We start from the raw sequence: 22,357 nt of genomic DNA on the forward strand, positions 1-22,357 counted from the left end.
GGGCCCCGCGCGGCCGTCGTGCTGTTCAGGGATGGATGGCTTGGTGCTTCCGGCCCCCGGCTCACAGGCGTTGGCGCGCCTGCTGGGGGCCGTACTCATGCGGCTTCGAGGAGTCGGACGAGGCTTGCCGTCACGACGCGCTTCGAGCCGAGGTCGAGAACCCTGAGCGGGGCCTCGCCGCGTCGGACCAGGTCGTACAGGTTGCTCGCGCTGATACCGAGCGCCTTTGCGGCCTGTTCCACGCCGACCGTGGCTGGCCAACTACGGATCTCATCGAGGGTGGGCGGCTCGGACGTCATTGCGCCTCCCGGAGCGCCCGCAGGGCATCGACGTAATCGATCAGAAGGCGGCCGCGAGGCGACCGGCTCCCGGTCTCCCAGTGACCGATAGCCGCCCGGGTGACGCCGAGCACCTCGGCAACGTCCTGTTGGGACAACCCCGCTGCCGTACGCAGGGATCGTCTTTCCTCGGGCGAGGGGAGTTCGGTGCGAACTCGCAGACGAGAGCGGATTCTCTCCGCGACCGTTTCGGGCATGTAGCCACCCTGGCAGACGTGGCCACATTCTGCAACCACCCCTGACGACCTGGTTAGATCACCTGGTGATTCAGGGTGGCTCGTTGACTGTTTGTAGCCAGGTCTGCAATCCTCACCAGGGTGACTTCCGGAAAGAAGAAGCTCCCCGGCATTCAGCTTCCGGGAGCACAGATGCGCCTCGGTCTCGACATCAGTGAGACGGAGGACCCCGACCGCTTCACCTTCCACGCAAGGCCGGCAGTCGGGGAGGATCGTGTTTGGAGGGCGTCCGGTGACGTCGTTCGGACTGAGCAAGGCTTGAAGATTGTTCGGATCGAGATCGATACCGACCCAGAGGACACGAACGGCATCACCGGCACATTGATGCGCCGCATCCCGCTAGGGACCCTTCTTGACTACGTCCGTGGGCGAGTTTCGGAGGCCACTGGGGCGCAGCTGCCCGATGCTGCCCCGGCGCGGCGTGCTGTTCCCGCAGGCCGTACGGCTATGACGGATGAGTTGCTGCGTGCGGTGGCCTTGGCATACCTACGGGAGACGGCCCCAGGGCAGCCGACGGGAGCCATCCGGCGAATGGCGGGAGAATTCGGGCGGCCGGAAGAGACCATCCGGACGTGGATCGGCCGTGCCCGTAAGGCCGGTTGGTTGGGGCCGAGCGCGAAGGGTCGCGCCGGTGCCGAACCGGGTCCGCGGCTGGTGGCTGAGGAGTAGGGCAACCAGAGGGCGGGGAGGGGGAGACGTGGCGGAGATCAAGAAAGTCACGCTGGCCAACGGCAAGACTCGATACCGGTTCGTCATCGACGTCGGCCGCGACGCCACCGGCAAGCGGAAACAGCTGACTGTCACCTGCGACACCAAGAAGGAAGCGCAGGACGAATACGCCCGCCTCCGCAACGAACGCCGCACCGGGCAACTCATCCTCCCCAGCAAGATGACCGTCGCCGAGCTCATCGACGCCTACCTGAAAAGCAAGGCCGAGGATCTCGAAGAGACCACGCTGGACGGATACCGCAACCGCCTCGTGCACGCCCGTGAGTACCTCGGGGAGATCCGTCTCCAGGCCCTCACCGAGGACGACGTGGAACGGTTCGTCGCCTGGCTCCTCGTGGGCGCACGCCGCCGCGGAGGGCCCAAGGGGACGGGCCTGCGGACCCCGACCGTTGACGGCGTCCTCGGCCGCTTCCGGGCAGCCCTGCGGTACGCCGTGCGCAGGCGGTACGTCGCGCGGAACGTCGCCGAGTACATCGAGGTCCCCCGGAAGGCACGTAAGGCTGATCGTCGCGACAACCAGCGCCCCGACCCGTGGAACGTGGTCGAGGTCAAGGAGTTCGTCGTCGGTGCCCGCGAGGATCGGCTCTTCGCCCCGCTGCTGCTGTCCCTCATGGGCATGCGCCCCGCCGAGGTGGCCGGCCTCCGGTGGGCCGAGGACATCGACTTCCGGGCAGCCACGTTGGACGTCGCCAACACCCGGACCATGCTGCGGAACTCCAAGGTCATCGAGAAGGACACCAAGTCCGAGGCGGGGGAACGCACCCTCCCGCTCCCCGAACCCGTCCGCCTCGCCCTGCTGAGCTTCCAAGTCCTACAGGAGGCCGAGCGCGCCACCATGGGCGCCGACTACGTGAACTCGGGATACGTGTTCGTGGACGAGATCGGTCAGCCGCTCACGACCCGGCACCTGCGTGAGGCCGCTTACCGGCTCATGACGCATCTTGAGCTGCGGCGCGTGCGGCTGTACGACGCGCGGCACTCCTGCCTGACGTTCCTCGCGGTGAACGGCGTCCCTGACGTCGTCCTCGCCGCGTGGGCCGGGCACACGAACGCCGCTTTCACGAAGCGAAAGTACGTGCACCCGACGGCCGCCGACATGGGCGCGGCCGTGACCCACCTGAACGAGCTTCTCGGGGTCACCGAGACCCGCTCTGACCCCGCGATGTGAGAGAAAGTGAGATATCCGCCGTGACGTAGACCGCGAAACCGCCTCTGAACTGCGGTGATCTCGGGATCGGTAGAGCACGAGAGCGACTCTAACGGGGAGGTCAGATCCCCGCTCCCGTTCGGCGCAGGACGCGCAGGGAGTCGGTTGCCGGGAGTTCGGTGAAGGCGCCGGACTCCAGGGCCCTGAGGTAGACGCGGTACGGGGCCTGGCCCGTCATGATGTCCGCCGGGTCCGGGAAGACGTCGTGGATCAGGAGCAGGCCGCCCTCCGCGAGGTGCGGGGCCCAGCCCTCGTAGTCGCCCGTGGCGTGCTCGTCCGTGTGGCCGCCGTCGATGAAGACCAGGCCCAGCGGTCCGCCCCACGCCTTCGCCACCTGCGGCGAGCGGCCGACGATCGCGATCACGTGGTCCTCGAGGCCCGCGTGGTGCAGCGTGCGGCGGAAGGTGGGGAGCGTGTCCATGCGGCCGACCTCCGGGTCGACCGTCGCCGGGTCGTGGTACTCCCAGCCCGGCTGCTGCTCCTCGCTGCCGCGGTGGTGGTCCACGGTGACGGCCGTGACGCCCGCCTCGCGTGCCGCGGCCGCGAGCAGGATCGTGGAGCGGCCGCAGTACGTTCCGACCTCGAGGAGCGGCAGGCCGAGCGCCGCCGCCTGCGTGGCCGCGGCGTACAGGGCGAGGCCCTCGTCGGCCGGCATGAAGCCCTTGGCCGCCTCGAAGGCGTCCAGGATCTCCGGCGTGGGCTGGGGGGCGGCCATGGGGGTCCTCCTGGGCGTCCGAAAAGCGGTGGGTCTCCGCCGTGGGCCGACCTATGCTGCCGCATGGTCCGGCTGATCATGGAGGCGGGGCCGTGCGGAGGAGTGGAAGGCGGCATGACCATGCAACTCGTACCGGCGGATCCGACGGTGCTGCATCCGTTTCCGGACCAGCCTCGCGTCGTGCTGCTGAAGCCGCTGGTTCAGTCTCCGCTGATCGAGGTGGGGGAGTTCTCCTACTACGACGATCCGGACGACGCGACCGCCTTCGAGACGCGCAACGTCCTTTACCACTACGGGCCCGAGAAGCTCCGTATCGGCAAGTTCTGTGCGTTCGGGACGGGGGTGCGGTTCATCATGAACGGCGCGAACCACCGGATGGACGGACCCTCGACCTTCCCGTTCCCCATCATGGGCGGGTCGTGGAGCGAGCACTTCGACCTCATCAGCGGGCTGCCGGGGCGGGGGGACACCGTCGTCGGGCATGACGTGTGGTTCGGGTACGGGGTGACGGTGATGCCCGGGGTGCGGATCGGGCACGGGGCCGTCATCGCCTCGGGGTCGGTCGTCGTGGACGACGTCCCGGACTACGGGGTCGTCGGCGGCAACCCCGCCAAGCTCATCCGCACGCGGTACAGCGAGGACGAGGTGGCGCGGCTGCTGGCCGTCGCCTGGTGGGACTGGCCCGCGGAGCACCTCACCGAGCATGTGCGGACCGTGATGTCCGGGACGATCGAGGAGCTGGAGAGGGTCGCTCCGGGGGCCTAGCGGCAGCCTACAAACGCCGGACGGGCTGGATTTCCAGCCCGTCCGGCGTTTGATTCCTCCCCTACGCCAGCACATCCCTCCCGCCCGCAGGCAGCAGCAGGTCCATCTCCACCGCGTCCGCGCGATACGCCGCCGCAGAAGCAAGCGGTGCGTGGCCGGACGCCGTGGCCGCGAGGACGTACGAACCGTCGCCCGGAACCGGGAGCGAGTAGCGGCCGGCCTCGTCGGTGAGCGCCGACCCCGCCTGCCGGCCCCTGGGGTCGATCAGCGTGACCTTGGCACGGGCGACCGGCGCCCCGGAGGGGCTCAGGACGCGGCCGTGGAAGCCGGCCAGAGCCTCCGTGGCCGCGCGCAGGTTCGCGTCCTCCTCGCTGCTGGCCCGGAGCTGGGTCTTGACCGAGCGGCGGGCGGAGGGCAGGAAGAGGGCGAAGACCAGGCCGAGGGCGACCGCACCCGTGGCGATGAGGAAGGACGTGCGGAAGCCCGTCATCGTCGGGACGGCGACGCCGCCCACGTGGTTCGCCGTGTTGGCGAGGACCATGCCGATCACGGCGGACGAGACCGACGTACCGATGGAGCGCATCAGCGTGTTGAGGCCGTTCGCCGCGCCCGTCTCCGAAGCGGGTACGGCGCCGATGATCAGTGCGGGGAGCGAGGAGTAGGCGAGGCCGATGCCCGCGCCCACGACCACCGCGATGATGACCGTCTGCCAGGCGGCGCTCATCAGGCCGAGGCCCGCCCCGTAGCCGATCGCGATGATCAGCATGCCGAGGATGAGGGTGACCTTCGGGCCGTACTTCGCCGAGAGACGGGCGTAGACGGGGGCCGTGAACATCATCGTGAGGCCCAGCGGCGCCACGCACAGGCCCGCGACGACCATGGACTGGCCGAGGCCGTAGCCGGTGGCGGTCGGGAGCTGGAGCAGCTGGGGCAGGACCAGCGAGATCGCGTAGAAGGCGACGCCGACCATGATCGAGGCCAGGTTGGTGAACAGGACCGCCGGGCGGGCCGTGGTGCGCAGGTCCACCAGCGGCGCCTTGAGCCGCAGCTCCATCACGCCCCAGAGGACGAGGACGACCGCCGCCGCGCCGAACAGGCCGAGCGTCATGCCCGAGGTCCAGCCCCAGTCGCTGCCCTTGGTGATCGGCAGGAGGAAGAGGACCAGGCCCGCGGAGAGGCCCGCGGCGCCGAGCCCGTCGAACGTCCCCTGCGCCTTCACCGTGCTCTCGGGTACGAAGAGGACGGTCAGGAGCATCGATATGACGCCCAGGCCCGCCGCGCCGAAGAAGAGGGTGTGCCAGTCGGCGTGCTGCGCGGTCAGTGCCGCGAGCGGCAGCGCGAGGCCGCCGCCGACGCCGATGGAGGAGCTCATCAGGGCCATCGCGGAGCCGAGCTTCTCGCGGGGCAGCATGTCGCGCATCAGGCCGATGCCGAGCGGGATGGCGCCCATCGCGAAGCCCTGGAGGGCGCGGCCGACGATCATGATGACGAGGTCGTCGGTGAAGCCGCAGATGAGGGAGCCGACGACCATCACGGCGAGGCTCGCGAGCAGCATGCGGCGCTTGCCGTAGAGGTCGCCGAGGCGGCCCATGATCGGGGTCGAGACGGCGCCGGCGAGCAGGGTCGCCGTCATGACCCAGGTGGCGTTCGACGGCGTGGTGTCGAGCAGCGTCGGCAGGTCCTTGATGACCGGCACCAGGAGCGTCTGCATCACCGCGACGACGATGCCGGCGAAGGCGAGTACGGGGACGACTCCGCGGGTGCCGCGTTGGTGGGTCGTCGACTGCGTCATTACGTGGGGCCTCCGGGGGCGGTGCAAAGGCTGGCAGGGGTACGTGCAATGCGAACCTGTTTCCCTGGGCGACTATTCCGACGGATGTCGTACGAGGGGAATTCTTGACCTGTTGTTAACCGGCCGGTTAAGGGGGCGTCGGAGTGGGCCGCATCTGACCCTGCGTCAGCCTTCCGGAAGATTGGAACGTGTTCTAGTGTGACGCCGTCCCGGAAGCTGCTACCGGCGAGGACGCGCATGGGTATCGGAATCACGCAGGAACAGCGGGAGTTGGCGGCGGCGGTGCGGGGCTGGATCGCCCGCGCGGTCCCGCCCGAGGAGATACGCAAGCTGCTCGACGCGCCGCCCGGCACCGGGGGCAGGCCCGCGCACTGGGACGGGCTCGCCGAGCAGGGGCTGCTCGCGGTGCACCTGCCCGAGGAGTGCGGGGGCGGGGGCGGCGACCTCGTGGACCTCGCGGTAGTCCTGGAGGAGGCCGGGCGGGCCGCGCTCCCGGGGCCGTACCTGGCCGCCTCCCTCGCCTCGGTCGTCCTGCACCGGGCGGGCGCCGCCGGTCTGGCCGCCGACCTGGCCTCCGGGGAGCGGATCGGCGCCGTCGCGCTCGGTGCGGGCACGCTGACCGCGGTGTCCGTGGCGGACGGCTACCTCCTCGACGGCGCCGCGCCGCCCGTGCTCTGCGGGGCCGACGCCGACCTGCTGATCCTGGCCGCCGAGTCCGCCCGCGGAACCGTGTGGCTGGCCGTCGACGCGGCCGAGCTGACCGTACGTACGCAGGAGAGCGCCGATCCCACGCGGCCCACCGCCGAGGTGACGGCGGACGGCGTCGAGGTGCCGGCCGGGCGGGTCCTGGGCATCGACGCGGCACTCGTGCGCGACCTGGCCTGTGCCCTGTTCGCGGCGGACGCGTGCGGGGTGGCGGCCTGGGCGCTGGAGACCGCCACCGAGTACGCGAAGGTGCGCGAGCAGTTCGGCCGACCGATCGGACAGTTCCAGGCGGTCAAACACCTCTGCGCGGACATGCTGGTCCGCCTCGAGCAGGCGCGAGCACTCACCTGGGACGCGACACGAGCGTCGGACGGTCCCGCGCCGGGCGGTCTCGCGCTGGGCGCTCCCGCGCCTGGCGCTCCCGCGCCGGACGGTCCTTCGGCGGGCACGGCATCGCGGGACGCCCTCTCGTCGAGCAGCCCGCCGCCAAATGCCCCCGCGCCAAATGCCCCCGCGTCGGACGGCCCCGCGTCGGACGCTCCCGCGTCGGACGGCCCCGCGCTGGATGCCCCCGTGCCGGACGCCCCCGCGCCGGGCGCCCCGTCGCCGGACCTGTCGTCCCTGGACACGCCGCCTCAGTATGTGCGCAGCCTCGTTTGCGCGCTTGCCGCCGGTGCCGCCCTCGACGCCGCGTACTCCTGCGCCAAGGACGCCATCCAGGTCCTCGGCGGCGTCGGCTTCACCTGGGAGCATGACGCGCATCTGTATCTGCGCAGGGCACTCGTCGCCCGGCAGTTGCTCGGTGCCGGGGACGCGCATCGGCTGCGGGCGGTGCGGCTCGCGGAGGGTGGGGCGCGCCGGGAGCTGCGGATGGAGCTGCCCGAGGAGGCGACGGCCTACCGGGAGCAGGCGCGCGAGGCCATCGCCCCGGCCCGCGGCCTCGACCCGGCCGCCGCGCGCAAGGCCCTGGCGCCCACCGGTTATGCCGCACCGCACCTGCCCGAGCCGTACGGCCTCGGCGCGGGGCCCGTCCAACAGCTCGCCGTACAGCAGGAGTTGGCGGCGTCCGGGGTGCGCGTCAGCGATCTGGGGATCGCCACCTGGGTGGTGCCCTCCCTCATCGCGTACGGGACACGGGAGCAGCAGGAGCGGTTCCTGGCGCCGACGGTCAGGGGCGAGGTGCTGTGGTGCCAGCTGTTCAGCGAGCCCGGGGCGGGCTCGGACCTGGCCTCGCTGCGGACGCGGGCCGAGCGGGTCGACGGCGGCTGGCGGATCAACGGCCAGAAGGTGTGGACGAGCGCCGCGCAATGGGCGGACCACGGGATTCTGCTCGCCCGCACGGACCCGGACGCCCCCAAGCACAAGGGTCTGACCTACTTCCTCATCGATATGAAGCGGGCCGAGGGCGTCGACATCCGCCCGCTGAAGGAGATCACCGGGGACTCCCTCTTCAACGAGGTCTACTTCGACGACGTCCTGCTGCCCGCCGACGCGGTCGTCGGCGAGGTGAACGACGGCTGGCGGGTCGCGCGGCACACGCTCGGCAACGAACGCGTCCACATGGCCGACCAGTTGACCTTCGACACCGGCCTGGAGGCGCTCATCGAGCGCGCCGCCGAGCTCGACGGCGCCTGCCGCGCGCGGATCGGCGCGCTCGCCGCCGAGGCGCACGCACTCGCCTGCATCGGCCTGCGCACGACCATGCGGCAGGTCGCCGGGGCGGAACCGGGGGCCGGGGCCTCCGTCCGCAAGCTCGTGCAGACCCCGCATCAGCAGAAGGTCGCCGAGCTGGCCCTCGAACTGCTCGGCCCCGCGGGCGCGGTGCGCAAGGGCGCAGGGGAGCGGGCGCTGCACGGCTTCTTGATGTCGCGCTGCCTGACCATCGCGGGCGGGACCACGCAGGTGCAGCTGAACGTCGTCGCGGAACGGCTCCTCGGCCTGCCGAGGGACCCCGAGCCGCACCACCCGGAAGGAGCCGGACAGTGAAGGCGTACATAGTCGGCGTCGGCATGACCAAGTTCGAGAAGCCCGAGACGCGGGACTGGCAGTACTGGGACATGGCGAAGGAGGCGGGGACGAAAGCGCTCGCCGATGCCGGGATCTCGTACGAGGACGTGGAGCAGGTGCCGGTCGGCTACTGCTTCCAGGCCTCGACGGCGGGCCAGCGGGCCGCGTACGAACTGGGCCTGACCGGCGTCCCCGTCTACAACGTGAACAACAACTGCGCGACGGCGTCGACCGCGCTGATGATGGCGCGGCAGTTCGTCGAGGGCGGCATCAACGACTGCGTGCTCGCGCTGGGCTTCGAGAAGATGGCACGCGGCGCGCTGGGGGGTGGAAGCGACGGCGGCGACTTCAAGACCTCGCCCGTCGCGCGGCACTACGGCGTGATGGCGGCGCGCCACGGCTTCGAGATGACCCCGCCCACCGCCCAGATCTTCGGCAACGCGGCACGCGAGCACATGGAGAAGTACGGCACGACCGAGGCGCAGCTCGCCGCGGTGGGCGCGAAGAACCACCGGCACTCGGTGAACAATCCGTACGCCCAGTTCCAGGACGAGTACACGGTCGACGAGATCCTCGCCGCCAAGACCATCCACCGCCCGCTCACCAAGCTCCAGTGCTCGCCGACCTCGGACGGGTCGGCCGCCGCGGTGGTGGTGTCGGAGCGGTTCGTCGAGCGGCACGGCCTGGGGGAGCGCGCCGTGGAGATCGCCGCGCAGGCGATGACCACGGACACGGGGGAGTCCTTCGACTCGGGCTCGTGCATCGACGTCGTGGGGCAGCCGATGTCGCGGGCGGCGGCGCGGCAGGTGTACGAGAGGTCGGGGCTCGGCATCGAGGACATCGACGTGATCGAGCTGCACGACTGCTTCTCGATCAACGAGCTCCTCACCTACGAGGCGCTCGGCCTGTGCGGGCCGGGAGAGTCGGGAAAGCTCGTCGAGAGCGGCGCCACGACGTACGGCGGGCGCTGGGTGGTGAACCCCTCGGGCGGCCTGATCTCCAAGGGGCATCCGCTCGGCGCGACGGGCATCGCGCAAGTGGCCGAGCTGACCTGGCAGTTGAGGGGCGAGGCGGACGCGCGACAGGTGGCGGGGGCACGGGTGGGGCTCGCGCACAACATCGGTCTCGGCGGGGCCGCGGTGGTGACGCTGCTGCGCAAAGCGTGAGAAGGGGGGCGGGGGAGGGACCTGGGTCCTAGGACCCGCGGCGGAGGGTCTCTGCGGCGAAACCCCGATGCATGGGGCATGCACTCCTGAGAGCATGGCTGTCATGGTCCAAACGCCCCCCGACACTTACATGCCCGCCGCCTCACGGAAGTCCGCCCCCGTGTGGGCGGTGGTGCTCGCCGCCTGCGCGGGCCAGTTCCTCGTCGTCCTCGACGTGTCCGTGGTGAACACCGCGCTGCCCTCGATGCGGGCCGACCTGGGCATGAGCGCGGTGGGCCTGCAGTGGGTGGTCAACGCGTACTCGATCGCCTTCGCGGGCTTCATGCTGCTCGGCGGGCGGGCCGGCGACCTCTTCGGCCGCAAGCGGATGTTCCTGGTCGGGCTCGCGCTCTTCACGGTGGCCTCGCTCGCCGGCGGCCTCGCGCAGGCCGAGTGGCAGCTGCTCCTCGCGCGGGCCGTGCAGGGGCTCGGCGCTGCGGTGCTCGCCCCCTCGACCCTGACGATCCTGACCTCCGCGGTGCCCGAGGGGCCCGCCCGCATACGGGCCATCGGCACCTGGTCGGCGGTCGGCGCGGGCGGCGGCGCGGCGGGCGGCCTGGTCGGCGGAGTCCTCACCGACCTGCTCTCCTGGCGGTGGGTGCTCCTGATCAACGTGCCGATCGGCGCGCTCGTCCTCGTGGCGGGCGTGCTGTGGCTGACCGAGAGCCGCGCGGGCGGCAGCCGCAAGCTCGACCTGCCGGGCGCGATCCTGGTGACGGGCGGGCTCGCCACCCTCGCGTACGGCATCGTCCAGACCGAGGAGCAGGGCTGGACGGCGGCCGAGACCCTGGTGCCCCTGGCGGCGGGCCTCGCGCTGCTCGCGGCGTTCCTGGTGGTGGAGGCGCGGGCGGCGGTGCCGCTGATGCCGCTGAAGCTGTTCAGGGTGCGGTCGGTGTCGGCGGCGAACGCGGCGATGTTCGTGTGCGGCGCGGGAATGTTCGCCATGTGGATGTTCATGACGCTGTACGCGCAGAACGTCCTCGGCTACTCGGCGCTGAAGGCGGGCCTCGCCCTGATCCCGTCCTCGCTGACGATCGTCTTCGGCTCGAAGCTGGCGCCCCGCCTGATGCCGGTGCTCGGGGCGAAGAACGTGTCGCTGCTGGGCATCATCGTGGCGTCGGCCGGGTTCGGCTGGCAGTCGATGATGACGGCCGACGGCGCGTACCTCACCTCGATCATGCTGCCCGGCATCGTGATGATGTTCGGGGCGGGCCTGGCCGCGACACCGCTGGCCTCGCTGGGCACGTCCGGGGCGGCGCCGGGCGACGCGGGCCTCGTCTCCGGCCTCATCAACACCTCGCGCACGATGGGCGGGGCACTGGGCCTCGCGGTGCTCTCCACGGTCGCGGCCTCACGCATGGGCGGCTCCACGAGCCCCGAGGCCCTGACCGAGGGCTACGCGGCGGCGTTCAGGACCAGTGGGTTCATTCTGCTTGCGGGGGTCGTGGTGCTGCTGGTGTGGATGCCGAGGGAGAAAAAGAGCCCGTCCGGCGTTTGATGACGAACTCGGCGGAGCCGGTGATCGAGGGTGCCGGGGGCCGCGGGGCCACAAGCCATGACCCGGGTCAAGGCCCAGGGGCCAGTCATAGCCAGCCCCGTTGCCTCGCCTCCCGTACCGCCTCCATGCGGTTGCGCGTCTCCGTCTTTCCGATCGCCGCCGAGAGGTAGTTCCGTACGGTCGACTCCGACAGGTGCAGCTTCTCCGCGATGTCGGAGACCGTCGCGCCGTCCACCGAAGCCTTCAGGACGTCCGCCTCCCGGCCGGTCAGCGGGCTCGGCCCCGCGCTCAGGGCCGCCGCGGCGAGCGCGGGGTCGATCACCGTCTCGCCCCGCAGCGCCTGCCGGATCGCCTCCGCGAGGTCCTCCACCGGGCCGTCCTTGACCAGGAACCCCACCGCGCCCGCCTCCATGGCCCGGCGCAGATAGCCGGGCCTGCCGAAGGTCGTGAGGATGAGGACCCGGCACTCCGGGCACTCGTCCCGCAGGTCCGCCGCCGCGTCGAGCCCGCTGCGGCCCGGCAGCTCGATGTCGAGGAGCGCCACATCGGGGCGCGCGTTCAGCGCCGCGTCCACGATCGCGTCACCCGCGCCCACCTGCGCGACGACCTCGATGTCCGCCTCCATGCCGAGCAGCAGCGCGAGCGCGCTGCGCATCATGCCCTGATCCTCGGCGAGCAGGACTCTGATCATGGGGTGCGCTCCTCCAGGAGGGGACCGGAACCAGGACCGGAACCGGGGCCGGGGCTCGGCTCGGTGACCGGCAGCTCCGCCGTGACCCGGAACCCGCCGCCCGGTGCGGGGCCCGACCCGAGGGAGCCGCCCGCCGCCGCGAGGCGTTCGGCCAGGCCCTTCAGCCCGCTGCCGGGCGTTCCCGAGCCTACGCCGCGACCGTCGTCGGTGATCAGCAGCCGAGTCCGTTCGGCGGTGCCCGTCACCTCGATCTCGCAGCGGGACGCCCGCGCGTGGCGTACGACATTGGTGGCGGACTCCCGGACGACCCAGCCGAGCAGCGCTGCGGTCTGCGGGGCGAGCGGCGGGCCCGACTGGCGCACGACGGCCTCGATGCCCGCCGCGTCCAGGAGGTCGCGGGCCCGGTCGAGCTCGGTGGCCAGGCTGCCCTCGCGGTAGCCGGTGACCGCCTCGCGGATCTCGGTCAGGGCCTGGCGGCCGACGGACTCGATGTCGGAGACCTGGCCGAGCGCGGCGTCCAGGTCGCGGGGCGCCAGACGCCGCGTCGCCTCCGCCTTCACGACGATCACCGAGAGCGTGTGGCCGAGCAGGTCGTGCAGGTCACGCGAGAAACGCAGCCGCTCCTTCTCGACCGCGCTGCGGGCCAGCTCCTCGCGGGTGGAGCGCAGTTCCTTCACGGTCTCGGAGAGGGCGAGGATCGCGGCCGTCACCATGACGGAGATGAACGTGCCGTACGCGATGCCCGCCGCGTCCCACCCGTCCTTGAGACCGCCGACCACCGCCGCCGTGATGCTCAGGGCGAACGCCGCGGGAACGAGCTGCCGGCCCCGGAGCACCGACCCTGTGGCCAGGCCGAGCAGCGGGAAGAACATCAGCCAGCTGCCGCCGTAGCCGATGGCGAGGGCGAGGGTGACCGCGGTCAGCGCGAGCAGGAGCTGCCGGGTGACGCGTGCCTCCCGCGCCCTTTTGTCGAAGGCGCGGAACACCACGCTGATGTAAAGGGAGTTGAAGACCAGCAGGCCGAGCCCGCCGAGCCAGGGGTTGCCCGTCTCGCCCTGGAGGACGTTGGAGAAGGAGCCCATCCCCATCAGGAGCCAGGGCAGCATCGCGAAGCCGTTGGGCGGGCCCAGGTCCTCGGGTCTGCTCCGGCCGGACTTCTCCCGCGCCCGCGCCTCGGCCAGCTGCGCCCTGCCGCTGTGTTTCCAGCGCGCGAGACGTGCGTGCCGCTGCCAGAAGTCCTTCACCGCCATCGTTTCTCCTGTCGCGCCGTGGCGCCTCGTCCCAGGCTGCCGACCCTACGGAGCGGGGGCGGGAATCCGGCAGATGTGGTTGTACGGACTCGGCCGGTACAAATGTCACGGGCCGGGCGAGGCGGCCCGCCGAGCGAGATCTGACGTGACGTCAGGAGTCTTCACAACTACCGGGCCCTCGGCTATACATGGGATCGCCGGACTGGAACGCGTTCTAGAACGGGCTCCTTCCGGCCCTGTTGCGACCTCGGTGCGACCGACGGTGCGGACGGCCGCACCGAGGTCTTCAGACCGGCCAAGGAGCTGCCACCCCATGCCCATCGATGCCGCGAAAGCACTGGCCGCGGAGCCCAGGTCGGCCGAGATCTCCTGGGATCACAAGGACATCCAGCTCTACCACCTGGGCCTCGGCGCGGGCGTCCCCGCCACCGACCCCGACGAGCTGCGCTACACCCTGGAGTCCAGGCTGCACGTCCTGCCCAGCTTCGCGACCGTCGCGGGCGCCGGCATGGGCGTCGTCGGCGGCCTCTCGTCCCCCGGCATCGAGGTCAACCTGGCCGCGGTCCTACACGGCGGCCAGAGCATCACGCTGCACCGCCCGATCCCGGTCAAGGGCGAGGCCGTCACCACCTCCAAGGTGGCCGCCGTGTACGACAAGGGAAAGGCCGCGATCCTCGTCCTGCGCACCGAAGTGGGCGACGCCGAGGGTCCGTTGTGGACGAGCGACGCCCAGATCTTCGTACGCGGTGAAGGCGGTTTCGGCGGCGAACGCGGGCCATCGACCCGCCTCCCCGCCCCCGAGGGCGAGCCCGACAGGACCGTCGAGCGCCCCGTCCGCGAGGAGCAGGCGCTGCTCTACCGCCTCTCCGGGGACTGGAACCCGCTGCACGCCGACCCCGAGTTCGCCAAGCTCGCCGGCTTCGACCGGCCGATCCTGCACGGTCTGTGCACCTACGGGATGACGCTCAAGGCCGTCGTCGACACGGTGCTCGGCGGCGATGTGTCGCGGGTGCGGAGCTACAGCACCCGCTTCACCGGGATCGTCTTCCCCGGCGAGACCCTGCGCATCCGGATGTGGCGCCCGCGGAGCGGCCGCGTCCAGGTCTCGGTGACGGCCGCCGAACGGGACGACGCGCCGGTCCTCGCCGACACGATCGTCGAGCACGCCTGAAGCGCCGTAACGCCTGAAGCGCCGTACCGCCTGAGTTTCGTACGAGAGGAGCCGCACCATGCGCGCAGCCGTACTGCACGAGATAGGCCAGGACAAGCTGGAGGTCCTCGACGACGTCGAGGCGGTGGGCTTCGGCCCCGGCAAGGTGAAGATCCGGGTGCGGGCCACCGGCCTGTGCCACTCCGACATCTCCGCGATGAACGGCGTGCTGCCGCAGCCCGCACCCTTCATCCCCGGCCACGAGGGCGCGGGCGAGATCGTCGACGTCGGTGACGGCGTGAGCGGGATCAGCCAGGGCGACCGGGTCCTGGTGTGCTGGCTGCCCGCCTGCGGCCAGTGTCCGGCGTGCAAGCGCGGCCAGAGCCAGCTGTGCCTCGCCGGTTTCATGAACGCGGGCACGCCCAACTTCAAGCGCCCCGGCGGGGACGTCTTCGGCTTCGCGGGCACGGGCACCTTCACCGAGGAGGTCGTGGTCGACGCGGGCTGCGCCGTGCCGATTCCGGACGACGTGCCCTTCGACATCGCGGCCCTGATCGGCTGCGGGGTGACGACGGGGCTCGGCGCGGCCATCAACACCGCGAAGGTGGAGGCCGGTTCGTCGGTCGCCGTCATCGGCTGCGGCGGCGTCGGCATCTCCGCGATCCAGGGCGCGCGGCTCAAGGGCGCGGCGCAGATCATCGCCGTCGACCCGGTGGCCTCACGGCGTGAGGCCGCGCTGCGGTTCGGCGCCACGGAGGCCGTCTCCCCGGACGAACTCGCCGACGCCAAGCAGCGGATCACCGCGGGCGAGGGCTTCGACTACGTCTTCGAGGTCGTCGGCAAGTCCGCCACCGCCCGTACGGCGTACGAGACGACGCGGCGCGGCGGCACGCTGGTCGTCGTCGGCGCGGGCGCCATGGACGACAACCTCCAGCTGAACATGTTCGAGCTGTTCTTCGACGAGAAGAGGATCCTGCCGTCCATGTACGGCGGCGGCGACGTCCTGCAGTCCTACGAGCGGGCCATCGCGCTGTGGCGTGCGGGGCGGATCGACCTGGAGAGCCTCATCACCCACCGGGTGCCGCTCTCCGAGATCAACGAAGCGCTTGACCAGATGCGTACGGGCGTCGCGCTGCGTACGTGCATCGAGATCTGAGAGGACTTCGATCCCTGATGGCACAGCCATTGCCACGGCCACTGGACGGTTTGGCCGCGATCGTGACGGGCGCGGGCCGCGGCCTCGGCCGTGCGGAGGCCCTCGAACTCGCGCGGCTCGGCGCGAGCGTCGTCGTCAACGACTTCGGAAAGACGGGCCGTGACGGCTCGGGCGAGGCGTCCGCGACGCCCGCCGAGGAGGTCGCCGCCGAGATCCGCGCGGCGGGCGGGCAGGCGGTCGCGCACCTGGGTGATGTCGCGGACCACGAACAGGCGCGCGGGCTCGTCCAGTTGGCGATCGACACGTACGGCAAGCTCGACATCCTGGTGAACAACGCGGGCATCCTGCGGGACCGGATGATCTTCTCGATGAGCGAGAGCGAGTGGGACTCGGTCATCCACGTCCACCTCAAGGGCCACTTCAACACGTCCCACTTCGCGTCCGTGCACTGGCGCGAGCGGTCCAAGGCGGCGGGCGGTCCTGTCTACGGCCGGATCGTCAACACCTCGTCCGAGGCGTTCCTCGCGGGTTCGGCGGGCCAGCCGAACTACGCGGCGGCCAAGGGCGGCATCGTCGGCCTGACGACGTCGAGCGCGCTGGCGCTCGGCAAGTACGGCGTGACGGCGAACGTCATCTGCCCCCGGGCGCGGACCCGGATGACGGAGGACGTCTTCGCGGGCTACCAGGAGCCGGGCGCGGGCGAGCTGGACCCGCTCGCCCCCGAGCATGTGGCGCCCCTGGTCGGCTACTTGGCGTCACCGGCCGCGGCCGGGGTCAACGGCCAACTGCTCGTGGTGCACGGCGGAATGGTGGCGGTGGTCGAGCGCCCCAAGGTGGCGGCGAAGTTCGACACGGCGAAGGACGTCTTCACGTACGAGGAACTGGACGAGGCCCTGTCGCCCTACTACGCGGGCAGGCCCTCCGGGGAGACGTTCGCGGCGTCGGAGGTGCTGGGGCTGAAGCGGGGCTGATTCGTCCCCAACCCCGCCCCTTCCCGAAAACCCGCTCTGGCGCGGGGGCCTTGGTTGCCGTCAATCACCGGCTCCGCCGAGTTCGTCCTCAAACGCCGGACGGGCTGGATTTTCAGCCCGTCCGGCGTTTGAGGACAAGGCCCCCGCGCCGAGCGGCCCGCGGCGGAGCCGCAAATGTCACAGCCGGGAAGGGGCGGGGTTGGGGAAAGAGTCAGTTCTCGTCGCCCTGCCGACGATGCCGGCCCCGCGGCGTCACCGCGGGAGTGTCACACTCGGCCACAGGCCCCCGATGCCTGCCGGCACCGGAGGTACCCGCCGCCTCCCGCGGCTCGGGATTCCGCTCGGATTCCGTACGTATCTCGGTTCTGGTCAACACATTCACCCCGTAAAAGCTGTGACTCTGTAAAGAAGATCGTTCGGTGCAGCCGGGTGAGTCTAACCAACCCCCGCGCGCCCGTTGAGAGGCGCCTGCTGCAACGGAACGGGCCGCGCGGCAACCGCCGCGGGCGGGGCGGCCGGAGCGGGAGGTTCCAGCTCCGCGACCCCGCACGGAACCGCCTCCGTCACATACGGAAGACGCAGCGCACCCTCCCGCGTCCACCACCCCGAACCGGCCAACCACCCTTCGGGCGCGGCCAGTTGATGCAGACGACGCTCGGCGGGTCGCCACAGGCCGAGCCAGCTCCCCGCCGCCCCGTCGATCCGCAACGCCACCGCACAGCTCTCCGGCATCAGCGTCTGACCGGGCTGTATGGCGAACGGCGTCACCGCGAGATCGGGCAGGCGCAGGCACTCGGGGAAACGCACCGGGCGCGTGCCGCCGAGCACCCCCCAGCCGAGCCTGTCGTGGCCCGGCGCGTCCGAGCGGATCAGGAGCAGCCCGCTGTCGGGGTCCGCGAGCAGCAGCCGGTCGTCGCTCTCGTCGGCGATCTGAAGGAGGGGCGACACCTCGCCGCCCCGCTCCAGGTCCACCGCCACCGTCTTGACCCGGCCGCCCGACTCCCGGTCCAGGGCCAGCATCCGGCCTTCCCCGTCCAGCCAGACCCCGCCCGAACAGTGCCCGGGGATCTCCGCGACGTGCTCGGGACCGAAGGCGCCGCCCGCCACCAGCCACAGGGCGGTCGACCCCGCGCCCACCGCGAGCGCGTACGCGTGACCGGCCGCCGGTGAGGGCGGCAGCAGCGTCAGCCGGGACGCGCCGCACTCCACGGCGCCGAGCGGGATCTCGCCGGTCTCCGGGCCCGTCGGGTACAGGAGCGCGAAGGCGTGCCGGCCGTCGACGATGCGGTGGATCAGGACCCGGCCGTCGGCCATCGGGAGCACCTCGGTGCCGGGCTCCTCGGGCTGATGGCCGGGCAGCGGCACCGCGTACGGCTCCGGGGAGTCGAGGGTCCAGCGCTCGGGGAACCAGGAACCGCCGTCGAGGGCGAGACGGGCGGCGTAGGCGCCGTCGGCGGTGATCACCGGGGGCGCGGGGGGCGCGGGGGGCGCGGGGGGCGCGGCGGGGGCCGGGGGAGACGTCGGCGCGGTCATGGGCTCGGGCTCAAGGGTGGGCGCTGTCATGGGGGAACCTCCGGGCCACGAAGCTAGTTTTCGTACGCGCTGCCGTGGCACCTGTGGACGCCCGTTTCACACAGAAGGGTGGCGGTGTACGGATTCGCCTGAGGGGGCGGGGGTGGTTGTGCTGGGTGAGGAGGGCGCGCTTAAGGTAAGGCCCACCTAAGTGATTGCGGGCCTGCGGAAGCGGCAGCAGCACACCCCCTGGAGCTGGAGCACCGATGGCACCGCTTGCACCGTTCTCACCGTCCTCACGGTCCGCGTCCTCACGGCCCGCGTCCTCACCGTCCGTACGACCCCGCCGCCACCGGGGCACGGCCGCCCTCGCCCTCGCCGTGGCCGGCGCGCTCTCCCTCGCGGCCTGCGGGTCCGGCGACGACTCCGGCAAGTCCGGCGACGGCACCGGCAGCAAGGCCGTCGCCCAGGGAGGCGAGGACTTCTCCAAGGCCGCCGAGCAGACCGCGAAAATGGGCACGACGGCGAAGCCGGGCGCGTTCCCGCGCACCATCACGCACGCCCGCGGCAAGACCGAGCTGAAGGCGCAGCCCAAGCGGGTCGTGGTCCTGGACGTCGGCGAGCTCGACAACGTCGTCTCGCTCGGCGTGAAGCCCGTCGGCTACGCCCCCACCGAGGGCGACGACGGCATCCCCGGCTACCTGAAGAAGGACGCGGGTGACCCCAAGGACGTGGGCACGATCAACGCCCTCAACCTGGAGGCGATCGCCAACCTCGAGCCGGACCTGATCCTCGGCAGCGAACTGCGCGCCGCCAAGCTCTATCCACAGCTCTCCAAGATCGCCCCGACGGTCTTCTCCATCCGCCCCGGCTTCACGTGGAAGGAGAACTACCTCCTGAACGCGGCCGCGCTCGACAAGACCGCCAAGGCGAAGACGGAGCTGGCCGCGTACGAGGAGAAGGCGAGGTCCCTGGGCCGGGACCTCGGCGACGACAAGCCGACGATCACGATGCTCCGGTACATGCCGGACCGCGTACGCCTCTACGCGAAGGCGTCCTTCATCGGCACGATCCTCGCCGACACCGGCCTGCCCCGCCCCAAGAACCAGCAGGTCAACGACCTCGCCACGGAGATCAGCACCGAGAAGATCGACGAGGCCGACGCGGACTGGATCTTCACCGGCGTCTACGGCGACCCGAAGAAGACGGGCCGCTCCGAGGCCGAGAAGAACCCCCTGTGGAAGAAGCTGGACGCGGTCAAGGCAGGCCAGGCCAAGAACGTCCCGGACGAGACGTGGTACCTGGGTCTCGGCGTGACCGCGGCGAACGAGGTCCTGGGGGACCTCAGGGACAACCTCGTCAAGTAGCACCCCGTAAGCCGCGGCGGGGCCGTATCCATGTGTGGCTTCGCCGCGGGGCGCTCAGTAGCAGGCCGTAGCGGTGCGTAACGCACGCCATGCCGGGAGCGGCGGGAAGGTAGCCTTTCTCCGTGCCCCGTCTGTCTGAAGTCATCGCCGCCCTCGACGCCCTGTGGCCCGCCGAACTGGCCGAGAGCTGGGATGCGGTCGGCACGGTCTGCGGAGACCCCGACGCGGAGGTCTCCCGGGTCCTGTTCGCCGTCGACCCCGTCCAGGAGATCGTCGACGAAGCGGTGAAGCTGGGCGCCCAGCTCCTGGTCACGCACCACCCGCTCTATCTGCGCGGCACGACGACCGTCTCGGCGGCCACCTTCAAGGGCCGCGTCGTCCACGACCTCATCAAGAACGACGTGGCGCTGCACGTCGCGCACACGAACGCGGACCGTGCCGACCCCGGTGTCTCCGACGCCCTCGCGGGCGCGCTCGACCTCCGGATCGTCCGTCCCCTCGTACCCGACCCGGCGGATGCGCACGGCCGCCGCGGCCTCGGCCGGATCTGCGAGCTCGAACACCCCCTGACGCTCCGCGAACTCGCCGACCGCGCCGCCGAGCGCCTGCCCGCCACCGCGCAGGGCATCCGCGTCGCGGGCGACCCGGAGCAGCTCGTCCGCACCCTCGCGGTCAGCGGCGGCTCCGGCGACAGCCTCTTCGACGACGTACGCGCGTCCGGCGTGGACGCCTTCCTCACCGCGGACCTGCGCCACCACCCGGTGTCGGAGGCCCGCGCACAGACTCCGCTCGCGCTGCTCGACGCCGCGCACTGGGCCACCGAGTGGCCGTGGTGCGAACTGGCGGCGACGCAGCTCGATCAGATCTCCGACCGTCACGGATGGGGACTTCGCGTCCACGTCTCCAAGACGGTCACCGACCCCTGGACCGCCCACGCGGCCTCGAATACCCACACCACAGGAGCCCCCAACTGAACGCCGCGCCCGCCGACCAGATCCGACTCCTCGACGTCCAGGCACTCGACGTACGCCTCCAGCAGCTGGCGCACCGGAAGAAGTCCCTGCCCGAGCACGCCGAGATCGAGTCGCTGAACAAGGACATCGCGCAGCTGCGCGATCTGCACGTCGCCTCGACGACCGAGGAGAGCGACTGCGCCCGCGAGCAGACCAAGGCGGAGCAGGACGTCGACCAGGTGCGCCAGCGCGCCAACCGTGACCAGCAGCGCCTGGACTCGGGTGCCGTGACGTCCCCCAAGGACCTGGAGAACCTCCAGCGCGAGATCGCCTCGCTCGCCAAGCGCCAGGGTGACCTGGAGGACGTCGTCCTCGAGGTCATGGAGCGCCGTGAGTCCGCCCAGGAGCGGGTCTCCGAGCTGGCGGAACGTGTCTCCTCGGTCCAGGCGAAGATCGACGACGCGACGGCACGCCGTGACGCGGCGTTCGAGGAGATCGACGGCGAGGTCGCCACGGTCACCAAGGAGCGCGAGGTCGTGGCCGGTTCGGTCCCCGCCGACCTGCTCAAGCTCTACGACAAGCTGCGTGCCAAGGAGGGCGGCGTCGGCGCGGCCAAGCTCTACCAGCGGCGCTGCGAGGGCTGCCGCATCGAGCTGGACATCACCGGGGTCAACGAGGTGAAGGCGGCGTCTCCCGACACGGTCGTGCGCTGCGAGAACTGCAGCCGCATCCTGGTCCGTACGTCCGAGTCGGGTCTGTAGGGGACGGTGGCCGTGCGGGAGTCTGTCCGAGAGGCTGTCCGGGAACTGATCGTCGAGGCCGACGGCGGGTCGCGGGGCAACCCGGGGCCCGCGGGTTACGGCTCGGTCGTCATCGACGCGGCCACGGGGGAGACCCTGGCGGAGGCCGCCGAGTACATCGGCGTCGCGACGAACAACGTGGCCGAGTACAAGGGTCTTGTGGCCGGCCTCAAGGCGGCACACGACCTTGACCCGACCGCCTCGATCCGCGTCCGGATGGACTCCAAGCTCGTCGTCGAGCAGATGTCGGGCCGCTGGAAGATCAAGCACCCGGACATGAAGCCGCTCGCCGCCGAGGCGGCGCGGATCTTCCCGCCCGCCCAGGTGACGTACGAGTGGATCCCGCGCGCGCAGAACAAGCACGCGGACCGGCTGGCCAACGAGGCGATGGACGCGGGCAAGCGGGGCGAGCGGTGGTCGGCGTCGGATTCGACGGCGGAGCTGGATGCGGGGGCGGCGCGCAATGTCGCGGCGCGGGCTCAGCAGGTACCCCCGGCTGAGCCGTCGCCCCAGGCCCCGCAGGCCCCCCAGGCCCCGCAGGCCCCGCAGGCTCCGCCGGTCGGCTGGGCGGCGCCCGCTGACCTTGGCGCCCCCGCGACCTTCGTCCTCCTGCGGCACGGGGAGACCGCGCTGACGCCCCAGAAACGCTTCTCCGGGAGCGGCGGCTCCGACCCCGCCCTCTCCGAGGTGGGCCGGGAGCAGGCCGAGCGCGCGGCGGCGGCGTTCGCGGCGCGGGGCACGATCCAGGCGATCGTGTCCTCGCCGCTGAAGCGGTGCCAGGAGACGGCGCGGGCGGTCGCCGCCCGCCTGGGCCTCGACGTACGGGTCGACGACGGTCTGAGGGAGACGGACTTCGGTTCCTGGGAGGGCCTCACGTTCGGCGAGGTGCGTTCGCGTCAGCCGGAGGAGCTGAACGCTTGGCTGGCGTCTCCGGAGGCGGCGCCTCCGGGGGGCGAGTCCTTCGCGGCGGTGGCGGAGAGGGTCTCGGCGGCGCGGGATCGCCTGACGGCGGAGTACGCCGGCCGCACGGTCCTCCTGGTCACGCACGTGACGCCAATCAAAACCCTGATCCGCCTGGCCCTGGGCGCCCCACCGGAGTCCCTGTTCCGCATGGAACTCTCGGCGGCGTCGGTCTCAGCGGTGGCGTACTACGCCGACGGCAACGCCTCGGTACGCCTCCTGAACGACACGTCACACTTGCGTTAGGCCCTCGGGCGGGGGGGTGCCTCTATGTCGTTCGTCAAGGCACCCCTGTCGGGTTTGGGGTGGTTCGGTATTGCTGGGGTCACGCGGCGAGCTCGACGCTTCTC

The 22,357-nt window shown here is 71.4% G+C and carries 19 protein-coding genes; 12 read left to right on the forward strand and 7 right to left on the reverse strand.

The genetic code is table 11. The features are described 5' to 3' along the window. Positions 1–95: 95 nt before the first annotated feature. Together AB0M70_RS08010 and AB0M70_RS08015 are read right to left on the reverse strand one after the other, a co-directional pair. Positions 96–299 carry a DNA-binding protein gene (locus AB0M70_RS08010; RefSeq protein ID WP_365817493.1) on the reverse strand — a complete coding sequence of 68 codons (204 nt, stop codon included), beginning with the start codon at positions 297–299 and terminating at the stop codon, positions 96–98. Then, complete coding sequence (locus AB0M70_RS08015) at positions 296–535, reverse strand: helix-turn-helix transcriptional regulator (protein WP_365817495.1); 240 nt, start codon at positions 533–535, stop codon at positions 296–298. Before AB0M70_RS08015 ends, AB0M70_RS08010 begins: the two co-directional genes overlap by 4 nt. A 736-nt stretch (positions 536–1,271) precedes the next feature. Between AB0M70_RS08015 and AB0M70_RS08020 the strand changes: the two genes are divergently transcribed. After that, entirely contained in the window at positions 1,272–2,471 is a 1,200-nt protein-coding gene (locus tag AB0M70_RS08020) for a site-specific integrase (RefSeq protein WP_365817497.1), read from the forward strand. A gap of 100 nt (positions 2,472–2,571) precedes the next feature. On the opposite strand, the gene AB0M70_RS08025 is transcribed toward AB0M70_RS08020, so the two are convergent. Next, a complete protein-coding gene (locus tag AB0M70_RS08025) occupies positions 2,572–3,225 on the reverse strand; it encodes a class I SAM-dependent methyltransferase (RefSeq protein WP_365817498.1) in 654 nt (217 codons plus the stop codon). 120 nt (positions 3,226–3,345) lie between these two features. Here AB0M70_RS08025 and AB0M70_RS08030 point away from each other — a divergent pair, with 120 nt between their 5' ends. Further along, a complete protein-coding gene (locus AB0M70_RS08030) occupies positions 3,346–3,990 on the forward strand; it encodes a CatB-related O-acetyltransferase (protein ID WP_365817618.1) in 645 nt (214 codons plus the stop codon). A 61-nt stretch (positions 3,991–4,051) separates the two neighbouring features. On the opposite strand, the gene AB0M70_RS08035 is transcribed toward AB0M70_RS08030, so the two are convergent. Further along, complete coding sequence (locus AB0M70_RS08035; RefSeq protein ID WP_365817500.1) at positions 4,052–5,782, reverse strand: MFS transporter; 1,731 nt, start codon at positions 5,780–5,782, stop codon at positions 4,052–4,054. A 237-nt stretch (positions 5,783–6,019) separates the two neighbouring features. Between AB0M70_RS08035 and AB0M70_RS08040 the strand changes: the two genes are divergently transcribed. The 3 genes from AB0M70_RS08040 (at position 6,020) to AB0M70_RS08050 (ending at position 11,197) form a co-directional block, all read left to right on the forward strand. Continuing rightward, complete coding sequence (locus AB0M70_RS08040; protein ID WP_365817502.1) at positions 6,020–8,473, forward strand: acyl-CoA dehydrogenase; 2,454 nt, start codon at positions 6,020–6,022, stop codon at positions 8,471–8,473. Beyond that, positions 8,470–9,660: a lipid-transfer protein gene (locus AB0M70_RS08045; RefSeq protein ID WP_365817504.1), complete on the forward strand. Its 1,191-nt coding sequence runs from the start codon at positions 8,470–8,472 to the stop codon at positions 9,658–9,660. The genes AB0M70_RS08040 and AB0M70_RS08045 overlap by 4 nt, the downstream gene beginning before the upstream one ends. Before the next feature lie 103 nt (positions 9,661–9,763). Next, entirely contained in the window at positions 9,764–11,197 is a 1,434-nt protein-coding gene (locus tag AB0M70_RS08050; RefSeq protein ID WP_365817506.1) for an MFS transporter, read from the forward strand. 85 nt (positions 11,198–11,282) lie between these two features. Here the strand turns inward: AB0M70_RS08050 and AB0M70_RS08055 are convergent, their stop codons facing one another. Both AB0M70_RS08055 and AB0M70_RS08060 read right to left on the reverse strand, forming a co-directional pair. Beyond that, the gene (locus tag AB0M70_RS08055) at positions 11,283–11,888 is read right to left on the reverse strand and encodes a response regulator transcription factor (RefSeq protein WP_365817508.1); all 606 of its coding nucleotides are present in this window, start codon (positions 11,886–11,888) and stop codon (positions 11,283–11,285) included. Then, complete coding sequence (locus tag AB0M70_RS08060) at positions 11,885–13,138, reverse strand: sensor histidine kinase (RefSeq protein ID WP_365817510.1); 1,254 nt, start codon at positions 13,136–13,138, stop codon at positions 11,885–11,887. The genes AB0M70_RS08055 and AB0M70_RS08060 overlap by 4 nt, the downstream gene beginning before the upstream one ends. A gap of 313 nt (positions 13,139–13,451) precedes the next feature. On the opposite strand from AB0M70_RS08060, the gene AB0M70_RS08065 reads away from it, so the two are divergent. From AB0M70_RS08065 to AB0M70_RS08075, 3 genes are read left to right on the forward strand one after another with little or no spacing between them, the layout of a single operon-like run. Beyond that, positions 13,452–14,309, forward strand: coding sequence for a MaoC/PaaZ C-terminal domain-containing protein (locus tag AB0M70_RS08065; RefSeq protein ID WP_365817512.1), 858 nt, complete (start codon positions 13,452–13,454; stop codon positions 14,307–14,309). A gap of 58 nt (positions 14,310–14,367) precedes the next feature. Continuing rightward, complete coding sequence (locus tag AB0M70_RS08070; protein WP_365817514.1) at positions 14,368–15,444, forward strand: Zn-dependent alcohol dehydrogenase; 1,077 nt, start codon at positions 14,368–14,370, stop codon at positions 15,442–15,444. Positions 15,445–15,461: 17 nt separating this feature from the next. Continuing rightward, positions 15,462–16,415, forward strand: coding sequence for a 3-oxoacyl-ACP reductase (locus tag AB0M70_RS08075; protein ID WP_365817516.1), 954 nt, complete (start codon positions 15,462–15,464; stop codon positions 16,413–16,415). A 435-nt stretch (positions 16,416–16,850) separates the two neighbouring features. On the opposite strand, the gene AB0M70_RS08080 is transcribed toward AB0M70_RS08075, so the two are convergent. Beyond that, positions 16,851–17,978, reverse strand: a complete 1,128-nt coding sequence (locus tag AB0M70_RS08080; protein WP_365817518.1) for a hypothetical protein — start codon at positions 17,976–17,978, stop codon at positions 16,851–16,853. A 215-nt stretch (positions 17,979–18,193) separates the two neighbouring features. On the opposite strand from AB0M70_RS08080, the gene AB0M70_RS08085 reads away from it, so the two are divergent. The 4 genes from AB0M70_RS08085 to AB0M70_RS08100 all read left to right on the forward strand — a co-directional run bounded on the left by AB0M70_RS08085 (position 18,194) and on the right by AB0M70_RS08100 (position 22,253). Continuing rightward, positions 18,194–19,294: an iron-siderophore ABC transporter substrate-binding protein gene (locus AB0M70_RS08085; RefSeq protein WP_365817520.1), complete on the forward strand. Its 1,101-nt coding sequence runs from the start codon at positions 18,194–18,196 to the stop codon at positions 19,292–19,294. Positions 19,295–19,416: 122 nt separating this feature from the next. Further along, the gene (locus AB0M70_RS08090; protein WP_363208434.1) at positions 19,417–20,268 is read left to right on the forward strand and encodes a Nif3-like dinuclear metal center hexameric protein; all 852 of its coding nucleotides are present in this window, start codon (positions 19,417–19,419) and stop codon (positions 20,266–20,268) included. After that, positions 20,265–21,008: a C4-type zinc ribbon domain-containing protein gene (locus tag AB0M70_RS08095; RefSeq protein WP_365817620.1), complete on the forward strand. Its 744-nt coding sequence runs from the start codon at positions 20,265–20,267 to the stop codon at positions 21,006–21,008. The genes AB0M70_RS08090 and AB0M70_RS08095 overlap by 4 nt, the downstream gene beginning before the upstream one ends. Before the next feature lie 12 nt (positions 21,009–21,020). Beyond that, entirely contained in the window at positions 21,021–22,253 is a 1,233-nt protein-coding gene (locus tag AB0M70_RS08100) for a bifunctional RNase H/acid phosphatase (RefSeq protein ID WP_365817522.1), read from the forward strand. Positions 22,254–22,357: the final 104 nt, after the last annotated feature.

Source organism: Streptomyces sp. NPDC051214, from assembly GCF_040682375.1.
GTDB lineage: Bacteria > Actinomycetota > Actinomycetes > Streptomycetales > Streptomycetaceae > Streptomyces.

Bases quoted from the DNA above. Each gene is read 5' to 3' on its own strand.
- AB0M70_RS08010 (WP_365817493.1), bottom strand. From the start codon at position 299: ATGACGTCCGAGCCGCCCACCCTCGATGAGATCCGTAGTTGGCCAGCC.
- AB0M70_RS08015 (WP_365817495.1), bottom strand. From the start codon at position 535: ATGCCCGAAACGGTCGCGGAGAGAATCCGCTCTCGTCTGCGAGTTCGC.
- AB0M70_RS08025 (WP_365817498.1), bottom strand. From the start codon at position 3,225: ATGGCCGCCCCCCAGCCCACGCCGGAGATCCTGGACGCCTTCGAGGCG.
- AB0M70_RS08030 (WP_365817618.1), top strand. From the start codon at position 3,346: ATGCAACTCGTACCGGCGGATCCGACGGTGCTGCATCCGTTTCCGGAC.
- AB0M70_RS08035 (WP_365817500.1), bottom strand. From the start codon at position 5,782: ATGACGCAGTCGACGACCCACCAACGCGGCACCCGCGGAGTCGTCCCC.
- AB0M70_RS08040 (WP_365817502.1), top strand. From the start codon at position 6,020: ATGGGTATCGGAATCACGCAGGAACAGCGGGAGTTGGCGGCGGCGGTG.
- AB0M70_RS08050 (WP_365817506.1), top strand. From the start codon at position 9,764: ATGGTCCAAACGCCCCCCGACACTTACATGCCCGCCGCCTCACGGAAG.
- AB0M70_RS08055 (WP_365817508.1), bottom strand. From the start codon at position 11,888: ATGATCAGAGTCCTGCTCGCCGAGGATCAGGGCATGATGCGCAGCGCG.
- AB0M70_RS08060 (WP_365817510.1), bottom strand. From the start codon at position 13,138: ATGGCGGTGAAGGACTTCTGGCAGCGGCACGCACGTCTCGCGCGCTGG.
- AB0M70_RS08065 (WP_365817512.1), top strand. From the start codon at position 13,452: ATGCCCATCGATGCCGCGAAAGCACTGGCCGCGGAGCCCAGGTCGGCC.
- AB0M70_RS08070 (WP_365817514.1), top strand. From the start codon at position 14,368: ATGCGCGCAGCCGTACTGCACGAGATAGGCCAGGACAAGCTGGAGGTC.
- AB0M70_RS08075 (WP_365817516.1), top strand. From the start codon at position 15,462: ATGGCACAGCCATTGCCACGGCCACTGGACGGTTTGGCCGCGATCGTG.
- AB0M70_RS08080 (WP_365817518.1), bottom strand. From the start codon at position 17,978: ATGACAGCGCCCACCCTTGAGCCCGAGCCCATGACCGCGCCGACGTCT.
- AB0M70_RS08085 (WP_365817520.1), top strand. From the start codon at position 18,194: ATGGCACCGCTTGCACCGTTCTCACCGTCCTCACGGTCCGCGTCCTCA.